We start from the raw sequence: 14,467 nt of genomic DNA, 5'->3' as shown, positions 1-14,467 counted from the left end.
CCGCCAGCAGCTCGGCCAGGCGGTCGGCGAGGGCGCCGGGGGACAGCGGCTCCGGTCGGGTCAGGAGCGGCCGTCCGCAGTGGTCACGGCGTCGGGCCGCACCGGCTCGACGCGCGGCGGCGGCGGGGGCTCCGGCGCAGGCGCGGACGACGCGGTGCCTCCCGGTCCACCGGCGGGGGCGACGGCATCGGGCGCCAGGCTCGCGAGGACCTCGCGGGCGAGCTCGACCACGGGACGGCCCTGCGTGCGCGCCTCCCGGCGCAGCCCCTCGAACACCGTCCGCGGGCTGGCGCCCTGCCGTTCGGCCAGCACCCCGATCGCCCGCTCCGTGGACACCCGGGCGGCGAGCGCGTGCTCGAGCTGGGCGACGGTGCGCTGCAGGGCAGCGATCCGCACGTCGACCGGGTCGGCGTCACCGGGTGGCGTCACCGGGCCGCGGGCCGAGCGCCGGGCGGAGCGGTCGGGCTCGGGCAGACCGCCCATCTCGTCGGCCACCAGGTCGGCCAGGGTCATCCCCTCGACGAGGTCGTCGACGGGGTCACCGCCGACCGGATCGCCGTCGAGCGGGACGACCACCCACCCGCGCCCCGACCTGGTCAGGGCGACCCGCGGCCGGTCACCGGCCCCAGGGACGGCCGAGACCTCGGGGCGGGGCGGCGCATCGGGGGACACGTGCCCGTCGAGTTCGTCGGAGGGCCTGGGGCCGGGGACCACGGGTGCTCACGCCTCCGGTAGCTGTCCGAGCTGGGCCTTCACCGCGTCGATGCTCGGGTTGGTCAACGCGGTGCCGTCGGAGAAGACCAGCGTGGGCACCGTCCGGTTGCCGCCGTTGGCCTGCATGACCAGGTCCGCCGCCTGGGGATCGGTCTCGATGTCCACCTCGGCGAACTCGATGCCCTCGCGCTGCATCAGCTTCTTCAACCGCACGCAGTAGCCGCACCACGTGGTGGTGTACATCGTGACGGCAGCGCCGGGGGTCGTGGTCATCGCGGGGAGTCTCCCTGTTCGTGCCGGGTCGGTCCAGCCCCGTGGCGGGGTGGCGGTGGTGCGTGGGTCCCAACGTGGTGCTCCTGGGGATCCTTCCCGCCGTCCGTCGCTGCCGGCTGGGAGGATCGTCGCCGGGGGCCGTCGGCTCCCGGGTACGAGTCGGGTGAGGAACGGGGAGGGACGCCGGCGATGGCGCACGCGGACGCGGAGGCCGTGCTCGACGGCCTCGACGACGAGCAGCGTGCGGCGGCGCAGGCGGTGTCGGGGCCGGTCTGCATCCTCGCCGGTGCCGGCACCGGGAAGACGCGCACGATCACCCACCGGATCGCCTACGGCGTGCACACCGGCACCTACGTCCCCGAGCAGGTGCTCGCGGTCACCTTCACCGCGCGGGCGGCGGGTGAGCTGCGCGCCCGCCTGGCCGCCCTCGACGTGGGCGGGGTGCAGGCGCGCACCTTCCACGCCGCGGCGATGCGGCAGCTGAGGTACTTCGCCCCCCGGGTGCTCGGCGGCCCGATGCCCGGGCTGATCGAGAACAAGCTGCGGGTGGTGGCCTCCGCCGCTACGCGCAACCGGCTCACCACCGACCGGACGAGCCTGCGGGACCTCGCGAGCGAGATCGAGTGGGCCAAGACCACGCTGGCGACGCCGGAGGACTACCCGGCCCGCGCGCAGGCGGCCGGCCGCGAGGCCCCGTTCGAGCCCGCCGCCGTCGCCGCCGTCTACGCCAGCTATGAGCAGGCCAAGCAGCGCGACGGCGCCCTCGACTTCGAGGACCTGCTGCTGGTCACCGCCTACGCGCTCGAGGAGCACCCGGACGTCGCCCGCCAGGTCCGGGGCCAGTACCGGCACTTCGTCGTCGACGAGTACCAGGACGTCAACCCGCTGCAGCAGCGGCTGCTCGACGCCTGGCTCGGAGGGCGGGCCGAGATCTGCGTGGTCGGCGACCCGAACCAGACCATCTACTCCTTCACCGGCGCCGACCCCGACTACCTGCTCGGCTTCGCCGACCGGTATCCCGACGCGGCCGTGGTCAAGCTCGAGCGCGACTACCGGTCGACCCCGCAGGTCGTCGGGCTGGCCAACCGGCTGATCGGCCAGGCGCCTCCGCGCAAGGGCCTGCCCGGGCTTCGCCTGCTCGGCCAGCGGCCGCAGGGCCCGGAGCCGACGTTCGTCGAGCACCCCGACGAGCCGGCCGAGGCGGCGGCGGTCGCGGCGCGCTGCAAGGCCCTCATCGACGACGGCACGCCCGCCGCCGAGATCGCCGTGCTGTTCCGGATCAACGCGCAGTCCCAGGTGTACGAGTCCGCGCTCGCCGACGCGGGCGTGCCCTACGTCCTCAAGGGCGGGGAGCGCTTCTTCGAGCGGCCCGAGGTCCGGGAGGCGGTGCTGCTGCTGCGCGGGGCGGCCGCCGGGGGCAACGAGCCGGGCATGCTCGTGCCCGCCGTCCGCGACGTGCTGGCCTCCACCGGCTGGGTGGAGCACCGCCCGCCGGCCGGGGGCGCGGCGCGCGACCGCTGGCAGTCCCTCGCCGCGCTGGTCGACCTCGCCGTCGACCTGGTCGCCGAGAACCCCTCGCTCGACCTCGCCGGCTTCGTCACCCACCTCGCCGAGCGGGCCGACGCCCAGCACGCACCGACCGTCCAGGGCGTCACCCTCGCCTCGATGCACGCCGCCAAGGGCCTGGAGTGGGACGTCGTCTTCGTCGTCGGACTGGTCGACGGCGTGCTGCCGATCGCCCAGTCGCTGAGCCGTCCGGTGGCGGTGGAGGAGGAGCGCCGGCTGCTGTACGTGGCGGTCACCCGCGCCCGCGAGCAGCTGACCCTGTCCTGGTCGCTGGCCCGCAACCCGGGCGGCCGGCGCTCCCGGCCGCGGAGCCGGTTCCTCGAGGGGCTGGCGCCGGGCTCCGGGCCGACCGCGCCCCCGGCCCGGCGCCCCGCCAAGCGCCCCAAGGTGGTCCTGGAGGGCGAGGCCGGGGAGCTGTTCGAGCGGCTGCGCGCCTGGCGCAGCCAGGCGGCCCAGTCAGCCTCGGTGCCGGCCTACGTCGTCTTCTCCGACGCCACCCTGCAGGCCATTGCGGAGAGCCGGCCGGCCAGCCTCCGCGAGCTGTCCGGGTTGCCCGGGATCGGCGCCCGGAAGCTGGAGCTCTACGGCGAGGACGTGCTGGCCACCGTCACCGGCTGAGGCGGTGAGGGAGCGGTCGCCGAGGGCGACGGCAGGCGGTTCCGAGACCGGTGGGGACACCGTCCGGAGGACTCGTCGTTAATTCGATTGACCCGGAATCCGGGCGGTCATAGTGTCCCGTTCCACACGAGCTGCGCCCCGTAGCGCGCCCGGCCGACCGGCCGGGCGCGGAGAGAGGAAGGAGGGGGCATCCCGATGACCATCATCACTTCGATCACCGCTGCCTCCGCCGACCTCCTCGGCCTGGGCGGCATCGACACGCGTACGGGGGGCCTGGTCATGGCTGGTCCCGCCGCTCAGCACGAGGGCACTGGTCTGTCCTCCGCCGGCTGCGCCGGCGGCGAGTGGGCCGTCGGCACGCCGTTCGCGGCCGCCGCCCTCGACCGGCGCCCGAAGTCGCTCCGCGCTGTCGAGCGCCCCTTCGCGCCCACCTACCTGCCCACGAACGACGGCACCACCCTCGGGATCCGTTCCCCCGGGAGACCGTTGAGCTAGCCGCTCACCGGACCTCCTCGAGGCCGCGGAACCCGAACCCCGGGATCCGCGGCCTTTTTCTTTCCTCCGCGGCGCCCGGCCCCGACTTCGGTCGGCGGGCCCCCGCCGGCCGTACCCGACGAGTACGAGGAGGAGCGGCAGTGCAGCAGACGATCGACCGCCCGACGTCCCACCGCCGGCCCGGGCTCTCCCGGACCGGAGGCCCCGTCCCGCGGCGACCCCGTCCGTCCCTGCCCCCCGCCCCGGTCCGGCGCCCCCTGCCGTGCCGGGTGGAGGACCCCGAGCTGTGGTTCGCCGAGAGCCCGGCACAGCTGGAGCTCGCCAAGAGCTTCTGCGGCGACTGCCCGGTCCGGGAGGCGTGCCTGGCCGGCGCGCTCTCGCGCGCCGAGCCGTGGGGCGTCTGGGGCGGCGAGATCTTCGACCGGGGCGCCGTGATCGCCCGCAAGCGGCCACGTGGCCGACCCCGGAAGGTCGTCGCGGCGTGAGCCCGCGGTCATCCGGGTCCGGTAACCACACCACCAGCAGTTCCGTGCTCCCGTGGGGGAGCCGATCAGAGGAATCAGCCATGTACATGCTCGAGCACGAGATGGCCTGCAGCCGCATGACCGAGCTGCAGGCCGAGGCGATGGCCGTCTCGCGCGCCCGTCGTCTCTACCTGGCACGGCGGGCCGCCCGTCGCGCCGAGCGCGCGGTCCGCCGGGCCGCCCGCGCCAGCGCCGCCGTCTACTAGAAGGACCCCGTCCTCCTCACCCCTCGCACGCTCGGGGTGAGCCTCGGGACGGGGCCGCCGTCCTGCTCACCCCTCGCACGCTCGGGGTGAGCCTCGGGACGGGGCTGTCGTCCTGCTCACCCCTCGCACGCTCGGGGTGAGCCTCGGGACGGGGCTGTCGTCCTGCTCACCCCTCGCACGCTCGGGGTGAGCCTCGGGACGGGGCTGTCGTCCTGCTCACCCCTCGCGCGCTCGGGGTGAGCCTCGGGACGGCGCCGGCGGTCCTCCGGACCGCACCGCCACCACGAGCCGTCCCGGTGCCGTGGGGCCGGCGGTGCGGTCCGGAAACCGTCCCCCCGCGTCGGTCGGGGGTCTCAGTCGGCGAAGCCGGGGAGCCACTCCTCGAGGACGGCCCGCCAGTCGGCCGCGGCATCCAGCTGGCAGAGCACCCCGATCGATCCGATCGAGACCCGGTGGATCAGCAGGTACGCCGGTGGCAGGTTCAACTGCCTGCCCAGCCGGTTGGCCTCCGTCCGCGGATCGGCGATCCGCGTGGCCTGCTCCTGCATCCAGGCGCGGGTGAAGTGGAAGTGCCGCCCGGCGATGGGCTCCAGGAGGGGGAGCAGGTAGTCGAGCACCGCCTCGGGGTCGACGTGCACCCCCGGCCGCACGAAGCCCTCCGCGCGCAGATCGGCCAGCACCTCCGCCGCACGGCCGGCCAGGGCCCAGCGCAGCAGCCGCCCGATCGGCTCGGGGTGGCCGTCGGGGAGCCGGGCGATGGCCCCGAAGTCGATGACCCCGAGGCGGCCGTCGGGCACGAGCCGGAAGTTGCCCGGGTGCGGGTCGGCGTGCAGCAGCCCGGCGCGCTGCGGCGCGGAGAAGTGCAGCGTCGCCAGCAGCCGGCCGGCGCGGTCCCGCTCCTCACGGTTCCCCGAGGTGATGACCCGGGACAGCGGCGTGCCCTCGAGCCACTCGGAGACGATGACCTTGGGTGCGCTGGCCACCACCCGCGGGACCGCGATGTCGGCGTCCCCGGCGTAGGCGGCGGCGAACGCCCGCTGCGCGTCGGCCTCCAGGCCGTAGTCCAGCTCTTCCACCACGCGCGCCTTCAGCTCGGCGATCAGCGGCTTCACGTCCAGCCCGGGGAAGACGGCGGCGAACAGCCGGGCGAACCGGGCCAGCTGGTTCAGGTCGCTCATCAGCGCCGTCGCCGCGCCCGGGTACTGGATCTTCACCGCCACGTCGCGGCCGTCCCGCCACGTGGCCCGGTGCACCTGGCCGATGCTCGCCGCCGCGGCCGGGGCGTCGTCGAAGTCGGCGAAGCGCTGGCGCCACGAGCCGCCCAGCTGCTGCGCGAGGACCGCGTGCACGGTCCGCACGGGCATCGGCGGCGCCTCCTCCTGCAGCTTGGTGAGGGCCTCGCGGTACGGCGCGGCCATCTCCTCGGGCACCGCCGCCTCGAACACCGACAGGGTCTGGCCCAGCTTCATGGCGCCGCCCTTGAGCTGCCCCAGCACCGCGAACAGCTGCTCGGCGGTGCGCTGCTGCAGCTCGGTGTTCACCGTGTCCGCGGACTGCCCCGACAGACGCCTGCCCAGGCCCATGGTCGCGCGGCCCGCGGCGCCCAGGGGGAGGGAGGCCAGGCGCGCGGTCCGCGCGACCGACCCCCGGGGCATGGCCGGTCGCTCGTCACTCACACGTCCTCCTCGCCGGCGTCCGGTCGGAGCGGCGCCGTGTCGTGTCCGGTGAGCCCGTGAGCTCGCTCAGCGGCCATTGTCGCCCGACGAACCGGGATCCCGCCGGGAGGGCGTCCCTCGCCGTCCGTGGAGTCGGTCTCCCCGCCCGCCGCCGCGCCGCAGCCGCAGGACGGGTGCGGCGGCCATCGGCGCAGGCGGGGCAGCAGGTCGGGTGGGCGCAGCTCCACGGTGGCGTCCAGGGTGACCGGTGCACCGCGTCCGTCGACGCAGGCGAGCACCTGACCGGCCGCCAGCAGCGCGGTCAGCAGGCAGGTGAGCGTGGCCCCGCTGGCGGGCGGCTCCGCGGCGGTCAGCTGGGCCGCCAACCGGGGCCAGCGCGGATCGGCGTCGCGCCGGTGGAGGTCGCCGCAGCGCAGGCAGCTGGTGGCACCCGGGATCACCAGCGGCCCGACGACGCCCGTCTCACCGCGCACCGTGGCCACCAGGTGCGGTCCCGGCACGGCGGGGACCAGGGGGTCCGATGCGTCCCAGGGGCGGGTGAGGACGACGACGTCGGGCCGCAGCCCCGCCGGGAGGGGCCCGAGATCGGTCTGCGGGCTGGCCCGGCGGACGGCGTCCGCCGCCGCGACGGCGCGGGGTCGCCCCTCGTCGGCGGCGGTCAGGCCGCCGACCATCGCGTCTGCGGCGGTGACCACGCCCGCGTCCCGCACCACGACGCGGCCGATCCCGCTCGCGGCCAGGACAGCGGCCAGCGGGGTGCCCACACGTGTCGCACCCTCGACCACCACGGTGGCTCGCCGCCTGGTCCGCCAGCCGGCCGTTCCCGGGGTGGAGCCGGCCGCCGGCAGCTCGACCGCCGCGCGGGCGGCGGCGGCCGGACCGGGACCGATCGCGAGCAGATCGGCCGGGTCCAGCTGCCGCACCAGGCCCGCCGAGGTGAGCGCGTCGAGGGCTGCGTCCACGAGGCCGGGCGCCAGGCCCGCGCGGGCGGCCTCGGCCCGGACGACCCGCCGCGATCGACGCCCGTCGAGCGCGCGGAGCAGCGGAGCGAGCCCCGCGGCCGGGTGGAGGAGCAGCCCGTCGGTGGAGTCGACCCCGCCGATCTGGACGCCCTCGTCGTCACCGACGAGCAGCGGCGTCGCCGCCGGGAGGAGGGGATGGGCGTTGTCGCTCACCCCGGCAGGGTGGCAGCTGCGCGGCGGCGGCGCGCTCGTCGTCCACAGGGCCGGAAAGGACGACGACGGCGGCGCCCCTTCCCGGAACGCCGCCGACCGCAACTGCCTGGAACGGCCACCCTCCAGGGGCCCGCGCCGAGCCTGAGAGGTGCGGGGAGGAGGGTGGTCCTTCTAGGCCTTGCCGAGGATCCGGTTCATCTTGGTGCCGCAGACGGGGCAGGTGCCCTGCGCCATCCGGCGGCCGGACTCGCTGACCTTGACCTCACCGTCGAAGTCGCGCTTCTCCTTGCACTTCACGCAATAGCCGTTGTAGCTCTCCGCCACGGGATCTCCTCGTCTCCGGGGTGCCGCGGCTCGCACGCCGGGCACCGTTGGGCGAGCACGCTACCCGTGCCCGGTGGTCGCCATCCCCGTCGGCGGCCGCCCGGCGGCGAGTTCCCCGGCGGTCGGGGGCCCTCCCTTCCCCACAGCTGTGGACGACGCTGTGGATGCCATGGGGACGGCATGGCGTGTCCCTGTGCGGAACCGAGGGAGGGGCCGGGGACGGATCGCCCGCGGTGACCCCCGCCGCCCCGCCGACCAGCACAGACGTCCCCGTACGGGTGTGGACGCCCGCGTCCGGCCACCGTGGTCACCGGCTGGAGCGGCGGCGATGTCCACCGTCCGTGCGACCTGCACCCGAGCGGGTGTCTCCGCGCAGGCGCCACGCCGAGGCGGTGTCCTACGGTCTTCCCGTGCCCCGAACGCCCCCTGACGCGAGCGCCCTGCCTGGACCGGGGGACGGCGACGTCGTGGAGGTCCGGCGCAGCAGCCGTCGGCGGCGCACGGTGACCGCCTACCGGGAGATGGGCCGGACCGTGGTGCTCATCCCGGCGGCCTTCAGCCCGGCCGAGGAGCAGCGCTGGGTCGCCCAGATGGTCGCCAAGCTCCGCACGCGCGAGGAGCGCCGCAAGCGCTCCCTCGGTGGTGACGCCGAGCTCCTGGCGCGGGCGCGGGCGCTGTCGGCGGCGCACCTCGACGGCCTCGCCGAACCGGCGAGCGTGCGCTGGGTGGACAACCAGCACCGGCGCTGGGGGTCCTGCACCCCGGCCGACCGCACCATCCGCCTGTCGAGCCGGTTGCGCTCCATGCCGGAGTACGTCGTCGACTACGTGCTGGTGCACGAGCTGGTGCACCTGCTCGAGCCGGGTCACGACGAGCGCTTCTGGGCGCTCGTCGCCCGGTACCCCCGCGCGGAGCGCGCCCGCGGCTTCCTGGAGGGCGTCGAGCTGGCGGCTACCGCAGGCGCGGCGGGAGCCGAGCCGCCGCTCGACGTCGACGGCTGAGCCGGCTACCCCTGGCCGCCCGGTTCGCGCCGGTCCTCGCCCTCCTCGGGGTCGGAGCCCCTCTCGGTGTCGGAGCTCCCTTCGGCGTCGGACGCGCGGTCCGGAGCCCGCTCCGCGTCGTCGGCGGTCAGCGCGGCGAGCTCGTCGTCGAGGCCCTGACGGGCGACGAAGTCCAGCGGCTCGTCCAGGTCCTCCGAGGTCGGCAGGAGGTCCGGGTGCGACCACAGCCGGTCCCGCTCCGCGCTGCCGTGCTGCTGCCCCATGGCGCCCCAGACCGTGGCCGCGTCGCGCAGCCGGCGGGGACGCAGCTGCAGCCCGACCAGGGTGGCGAAGGTCTGCTCCGCCGGCCCACCGGAGGCCCGTCGGCGGCGCATCGTCTCGGCGAGAGCGTCGTGCCCGGGCAGCCGGTCGCCCGCCGCGGCGGCGACCACGGTGTCCACCCAGCCCTCGACCAGGGCCAGGAGCGTCTCGAGACGGCGCAGCGCCATCTGCTGCTCGGGCGTCTCCTCGGGCTCGAGCACGCCGCTGCCGAGGAGGCGCTGGATGCTCTCCGGGTCGCTGGGGTCCAGCCCCGCGCCCATGCCGCCGGACATCGCCTCGTTGATGCCCCGCTCGATCGCCTCGCGGTCGATGGTGATGCCGCGGGCGTAGGCGTGCACGGCGTCCTGGAGCTGCTGGCGCAGCCAGGGGACGTGGGCGAACAGCCGCTGGGAGGCCGCCTCGCGCAGCGCCACGAAGAGCCGGACCTCGTCGGCCGGGCGGTCGAGCCCCTCGGCGAACGTGGCCAGGTTCTGCGGCACGAGGACACCGGTGCCGGCCGGCGCCAGCGGCAGCCCGACGTCGGTGCTGGTGAGCACCTCGCCGGCGAGCGTGCCGAGGGCCTGCCCCACCTGGGCGCCGAACATCAGCCCGCCCATGCGGCCCATGATCCCGGCGACCGGCCCGAAGGACATGGCCGCCTCCTGCGGCAACGCGCTGGTCATCGCCGCCACCACGCGCTCGGCCAGCGGATCGATGAGCGCAGCCCACGCCGGCTGGGTCTGCTCGACCCACTCCACCCGCGACCACGCGGCGGTGCGCTCGATCCCCGACGGCAGCTCGGTCACCTGGTCGAGCCACAGGTCGGCCAGCCGGAGCGCCTCGGCGGTCGCGGAGCGCTCCTGCTCCGACGACGGCTGGTGCCCGGCCGCCAGCTGGCTGATCGCCCCTTGCCGGGCCAGGTCCCAGTTGACCGGGCCCCCCGACCAGTTCATGAGCTTCTGCAGCTCGGCGAACAGCGGCATCTTGCCGAGCACGTCCTCGGGCGACCCGCCGCCGGCCATGCCGCCGAAGAGGGCGCCGAGGCCGAACGGGTCGCCGCCCTGGTCACCGCCCTTGCCGGGCTCCCGGCGCTCGGGGTCGCGGTCGGGCAGGCCGAAGCCGAACGGGTGGTCGCTCATGCGTCCACGGTAGACGCGTGATCTTCGGCCGTGGGGCGGGATCGCGTTCGCCAGGAGCGCACCAGGTCGCGCGGGCGCCCCGCCGGCGCGCGGTGGGGGACGGCCGGAGGGCTCCCACCGGCCCCGCTGCCGCGGGCTCGCGACGCGCCCCGGCGACGGGGCCCTAAGCTCGCCGGTCGTGACCCGTCGGATCGCCGTCCTCAGTGTCGGCGCCGTTCTCCTGCTGCTGTTCGGCGTGCTCGGCACGAGCGTGCCGGTGCCCTACGTGGCACAGGTCCCCGGCCCGACGTTCGACACGCTCGGGGAGGTCGACGGCGAGCCGATCATCGCCGTGGAGGGCAGGGAGCGCAACGAGGTCGAGGGCGACCTCACCCTCACCACCGTCGGGGTCAGCCGTGGCGGGCTGAGCCTCGTCCAGGCCGTGCGCGGCTGGTTCGACGACGAGGTCAGCGTCGTCCCCGAGGAGTCCGTCTACCCGCCCGACCGCACCGAGGAGGAGACCCGGCAGGTCAACCGCCAGGCCTTCCTCACCTCGGAGCAGGCGGCCGAGAGCGTCGCCCTGGGCGAGCTCGGCTACCCGCAGAAGGTGGTCGTGCGGGAGGTCCCCGAGGGCTCGCCGTCGCAGGGGCTGCTCGAGGAGGGCGACGCGATCGAGTCGGTCGACGGGCAGCCGGTGCCCGACTCGGAGGTCCTGACCGACGTCCTCGCCGGCATCCCGCCCGGGACGCCGGTCACGGTCGGCTACACGCGGCTGGGCGAGCCGGGTACCGCGACGATCACCACCCAGGCGGCCGAGGAGCGGGAGGGCTCGCGGCTGGGCGTCAGCGTGCTCGACCAGCCGTCCGCGCCGTTCGACGTGGACATCCAGGTGGCCGATGTCGGCGGCCCGTCGGCCGGGCTCATGCTCACCCTCGGCATCCTGGACCTGGTGGGCGAGGAGGATCTGACCGGCGGCGCGGTCATAGCCGGCACCGGGACGATCGACCTGGCGGGGAACGTGGGACCGATCGGCGGTGTCCCGCTGAAGATGGTGTCCGCCCGCGACATCGGCGCCGAGCTGTTCCTGGTCCCCGCCGACAACTGCGCCGAGGCGCTGGCCGCTCCCGACACCGGCGTCCCGCTGGCCCGGGTCGCCACCCTCGACGACGCGCTGGCGGCCCTTGCCGACGTGCGCGCCGGCCGGACACCGGAGAGCTGCTGACCCGAGCCCACACGGCGCCGACGCGCCCCCACCGGGAACCCCGCGCCGTCCGGTGCGTTGTCCTGGGGGCCGGGTCCGCCCGGCGCCGCACCACCCGACCCCACGGTCGATCGTCGCGTGGCCGAGAGACCACGCCTGCAAGTGAAGGAGACCGCTCGTGGCCATGCGGCCCCCCGTGCCGGTGCCGACGCTGTCCCGGCGCGCGAAGCTGGTCATCGGTGCCATCGCCGTGCTGCTGGTGCTGTTCACCGCCGTCGGCACCCTCACCAACGTCTACGTCGACTACCTGTGGTTCGACGAGACCGGGTACACCGAGGTCTTCTGGACCGAGCTGCAGTCACGCGTGCTGCTGTTCGCCGTCGCCGGCGTGGCGACCGGCGGGCTCACCGCGCTGGCCGTGTACCTGGCCTACCGGTTCCGGCCCACCTTCCGGCCGATGTCGCTCGAGCAGCAGAACCTGGAGCGCTACCGCCAGTCGCTGGAGCCGCGGCGCGGCCTCGTGCTGACCGGCATCGCCGTCGTCCTCGGCCTGTTCGCGGGGTTCACCGCGCAGAGCAGCTGGGAGACGTGGCTGTCGTTCCGCAACAGCACCGACTTCGGCCGGACCGATCCCCAGTTCGGCATCGACCTGTCGTTCTTCGTCTTCGACTACCCCTTCTACCGGCTGCTGCTCGGTTTCGGGTTCGCGATCGTCATCCTGGCGCTCATCGGCTCGCTGCTGACGCAGTACGTGTTCGGCGGGCTGCGGCTGCAGACGCCCGGGCAGAAGCTGACCGCCGCGGCGCGGGTGCAGCTGTCGGTGCTGCTGGGCTTCTTCCTCGCCCTCAAGGCCGTCGCCTACTGGCTGGACCGCTACGGGCTGGTCTACTCCAACCGCGGTGGCGTCTTCACCGGTGCCAGCTACACCGACGTCAACGCGCTGCTGACGCCCAAGACGATCCTGGTCTTCGTGGCGGCCGTGTGTGCCCTGGCGTTCTTCGCCAACATCGTCGTCCGCAACTTCCTGCTGCCGGCCGCGGCCCTCGTGCTGCTCCTGGTCTCCAGCCTGGTCATCGGCGTGGCCTACCCGGCGATCGTCCAGCAGTTCGTCGTCAACCCGAGCGCCAACGAGAAGGAAGCCGACTACATCGAGCGGGCCATCCAGTCGACCCGGGAGGCCTACGGTCTCGACGACATCGACTACGTCCAGTACGCGCAGGAGACCACCGGCAACGAGGTGGACCCCGACGTCGCGCTGGCCGAGCTGCGGAACGACACCGAGACCATCCCGAACGCCCGGCTGCTCGACCCGAACGTCCTGACCGACACGTTCACGGCCCGCCAGCAGATCCGGAACGTGTACGGCTTCCCCGAGAAGCTCGACATCGACCGCTACACCATCGACGGCGAGACCGGGGACTACGTCGTGGCGGTGCGCGAGCTGGACAGCGCCGGGCTGTCGGAGAACCAGAGCACCTGGATCAACCGGCACACCGTCTACACCCATGGGCACGGCTTCGTCGCCGCTCCGGCGAACGAGGTCGTGGCCGGCTCCGAGGGCGGCGAGCCGAACTTCACCACCGGCGACCTGCCGACCCGGGGGAACATCCCGGTCGAGCAGAGCCGGATCTACTACGGCGAGCTGATCCAGGACTACTCGGTGGTCGGGGCTCCGGAGGGCAGCGCGCCGCGGGAGTTCGACCTGCCGGAGGGCGGATCCGAGGATCGGCAGATCAACAACACCTACGACGGCGAGGGCGGTGTCTCGGTCGGCAGCTTCTTCCGGCAGCTGACGTACGCGATCTACTACCGCGAGCGCAACTTCCTGCTCTCCAGCGCGGTGAACGAGGAGTCGAAGGTCCTCTACGTCCGGGACCCGCGCGAACGCGTGGAGAAGGCGGCGCCCTTCCTGGAGGTCGACGGCGACCCGTACCCCGCGGTGATCGACGGCCGGGTGACCTGGATCCTCGACGCCTACACGACGTCGGACTCCTATCCCTACTCCGAGCAGATGCAGCTCGGCGAGGCGGTGGCGGACGCGCTCACCGGCACCGGGACGACCGCGCTGCCGAACGAGACGGTGAACTACATCCGCAACTCGGTGAAGGCCACCGTCGACGCCTACGACGGCACGGTGACGCTGTACGCCTGGGAGGAGGAGGACCCGGTCCTCCAGACCTTCATGAAGGCGTTCCCCGGCGTGGTCGAGCCGAGGAGCGAGATGAGCGACGAACTGATCAGCCACGTCCGGTACCCGGAGGACCTGTTCAAGGTGCAGCGGGACATCCTGACCCGCTACCACGTCGATGACCCGATCGCCTTCTACGAGGGCAGCGACCGGTGGCAGATCCCCGACGACCCGACGCGGAACATCGAGGAGAACCAGCCGCCGTACTACATCCTGGCCCAGCGACCAGGTGACGACGAGGCGACGTTCCAGCTGACCAGTGCGCTGAACGCCTTCCAACGGGAGAACCTGTCGGCGTTCGTCTCGGCGTCGAGTGCGCCGGAGACCTACGGCGCACTCCAGGTGCTGCAGCTACCCGGCAACACTCCGTTCCGGGGTCCCGGGCAGGTGCAGAACGCGTTCATCACGAACAACCAGGTGCGGCCCGACCTCACGCTGTTCGACAGCCAGAACTCCGCTGCCGTGTTCGGCAACCTGCTGACGCTGCCGATCGGTGACGCCGGGTTGCTCTACGTGGAGCCGCTCTACGTGGAGAGCACCGGGGAGGGCGGCTTCCCGCTGCTGCAGCGGGTGCTGGTCAACTTCGGTGACCGCATCGGCTACGCCAACACCCTCTCCGAGGCGCTGGACCAGGTGTTCGGCGACGGCGCAGGGGTGGTCGCGTCCGACGCCGACGGGGTGCCGACCGAGGCGGAGCAGGGGGAGGACAACCCCGGCGTGGAGCAGCCGGCCGATCCCACCGACGTGCCGATCCCGCCGGACGGCACGGACGGTCTGCCGGCCACGCCGGACATGGAGCAGGCCGTCCAGGACATCAACGCCGCGCTCGAGGCGTTGGCCACCGCCCAGCGGTCCGGTGACTTCGCCGCCCAGGGGCAGGCGCTGGCCGACCTGCAGGAGGCCGTGACGGCCTACCAGCAGGCCCAGCAGGCGGCGACCGGAGGCGGGTGACCGCTGGCCCGCGGGGGGGGGGGGGGGGGGGGGGGGGGGGGGGGGGGGGGCGCCGGGGGGGGGGGGGGGGGGGGGGGGGGGGGGGGGGGGGGGGGGGGGGGGGGGGGGGGGGGGGGGGGGGGGGGGGGGGGGGGGGG

The 14,467-nt window shown here is 74.5% G+C and carries 13 protein-coding genes; 7 read left to right on the top strand and 6 right to left on the bottom strand.

Annotated features, from left to right (window positions below; genetic code table 11):
* Positions 1-60 precede the first annotated feature (60 nt).
* Positions 61-576 carry an ANTAR domain-containing protein gene (locus ACI8AP_RS13590; protein WP_456589882.1) on the bottom strand — a complete coding sequence of 172 codons (516 nt, stop codon included), beginning with the start codon at positions 574-576 and terminating at the stop codon, positions 61-63.
* Between the two features lie 144 nt (positions 577-720).
* Positions 721-987, bottom strand: a complete 267-nt coding sequence (locus tag ACI8AP_RS13585; RefSeq protein ID WP_456589881.1) for a mycoredoxin — start codon at positions 985-987, stop codon at positions 721-723.
* A gap of 189 nt (positions 988-1,176) precedes the next feature.
* Here ACI8AP_RS13585 and ACI8AP_RS13580 point away from each other — a divergent pair, with 189 nt between their 5' ends.
* The 4 genes from ACI8AP_RS13580 (at position 1,177) to ACI8AP_RS13565 (ending at position 4,396) form a co-directional block, all read left to right on the top strand.
* Positions 1,177-3,171 (top strand): ATP-dependent helicase, encoded by a 1,995-nt coding sequence (locus ACI8AP_RS13580; protein ID WP_456589880.1) that lies wholly within the window; start codon positions 1,177-1,179, stop codon positions 3,169-3,171.
* Between the two features lie 195 nt (positions 3,172-3,366).
* Positions 3,367-3,666: a hypothetical protein gene (locus ACI8AP_RS13575; RefSeq protein ID WP_456589879.1), complete on the top strand. Its 300-nt coding sequence runs from the start codon at positions 3,367-3,369 to the stop codon at positions 3,664-3,666.
* Between the two features lie 269 nt (positions 3,667-3,935).
* Positions 3,936-4,151, top strand: coding sequence for a WhiB family transcriptional regulator (locus ACI8AP_RS13570; RefSeq protein WP_456589878.1), 216 nt, complete (start codon positions 3,936-3,938; stop codon positions 4,149-4,151).
* An 80-nt stretch (positions 4,152-4,231) separates the two neighbouring features.
* Entirely contained in the window at positions 4,232-4,396 is a 165-nt protein-coding gene (locus tag ACI8AP_RS13565; RefSeq protein WP_456589877.1) for a hypothetical protein, read from the top strand.
* A 353-nt stretch (positions 4,397-4,749) separates the two neighbouring features.
* On the opposite strand, the gene ACI8AP_RS13560 is transcribed toward ACI8AP_RS13565, so the two are convergent.
* From ACI8AP_RS13560 to ACI8AP_RS13550, 3 genes are all read right to left on the bottom strand, one after another.
* Positions 4,750-6,072 carry an ABC1 kinase family protein gene (locus ACI8AP_RS13560; protein WP_456589876.1) on the bottom strand — a complete coding sequence of 441 codons (1,323 nt, stop codon included), beginning with the start codon at positions 6,070-6,072 and terminating at the stop codon, positions 4,750-4,752.
* Positions 6,069-7,247: a ThiF family adenylyltransferase gene (locus tag ACI8AP_RS13555; protein ID WP_456589875.1), complete on the bottom strand. Its 1,179-nt coding sequence runs from the start codon at positions 7,245-7,247 to the stop codon at positions 6,069-6,071. The genes ACI8AP_RS13560 and ACI8AP_RS13555 overlap by 4 nt, the downstream gene beginning before the upstream one ends.
* A 171-nt stretch (positions 7,248-7,418) precedes the next feature.
* On the bottom strand, positions 7,419-7,571 hold the full coding sequence (locus ACI8AP_RS13550) for a DUF5679 domain-containing protein (RefSeq protein WP_012950213.1): 153 nt from the start codon (positions 7,569-7,571) through the stop codon (positions 7,419-7,421).
* Positions 7,572-7,981: 410 nt separating this feature from the next.
* Here ACI8AP_RS13550 and ACI8AP_RS13545 point away from each other — a divergent pair, with 410 nt between their 5' ends.
* The gene (locus ACI8AP_RS13545) at positions 7,982-8,572 is read left to right on the top strand and encodes a M48 metallopeptidase family protein (RefSeq protein ID WP_456589874.1); all 591 of its coding nucleotides are present in this window, start codon (positions 7,982-7,984) and stop codon (positions 8,570-8,572) included.
* Between the two features lie 5 nt (positions 8,573-8,577).
* Here ACI8AP_RS13545 and ACI8AP_RS13540 read toward each other — a convergent pair whose 3' ends face one another.
* Complete coding sequence (locus ACI8AP_RS13540; RefSeq protein WP_456589873.1) at positions 8,578-10,011, bottom strand: zinc-dependent metalloprotease; 1,434 nt, start codon at positions 10,009-10,011, stop codon at positions 8,578-8,580.
* A 178-nt stretch (positions 10,012-10,189) separates the two neighbouring features.
* Here ACI8AP_RS13540 and ACI8AP_RS13535 point away from each other — a divergent pair, with 178 nt between their 5' ends.
* Positions 10,190-11,212 (top strand): YlbL family protein, encoded by a 1,023-nt coding sequence (locus ACI8AP_RS13535; RefSeq protein ID WP_456589872.1) that lies wholly within the window; start codon positions 10,190-10,192, stop codon positions 11,210-11,212.
* A gap of 163 nt (positions 11,213-11,375) precedes the next feature.
* Positions 11,376-14,330 (top strand): UPF0182 family membrane protein, encoded by a 2,955-nt coding sequence (locus ACI8AP_RS13530; RefSeq protein ID WP_456589958.1) that lies wholly within the window; start codon positions 11,376-11,378, stop codon positions 14,328-14,330.
* Positions 14,331-14,467: the final 137 nt, after the last annotated feature.

The sequence above is a fragment of the Blastococcus sp. SYSU DS1021 genome, assembly GCF_054050995.1.
This window is presented reverse-complemented; position numbering and strand designations above follow the sequence as displayed.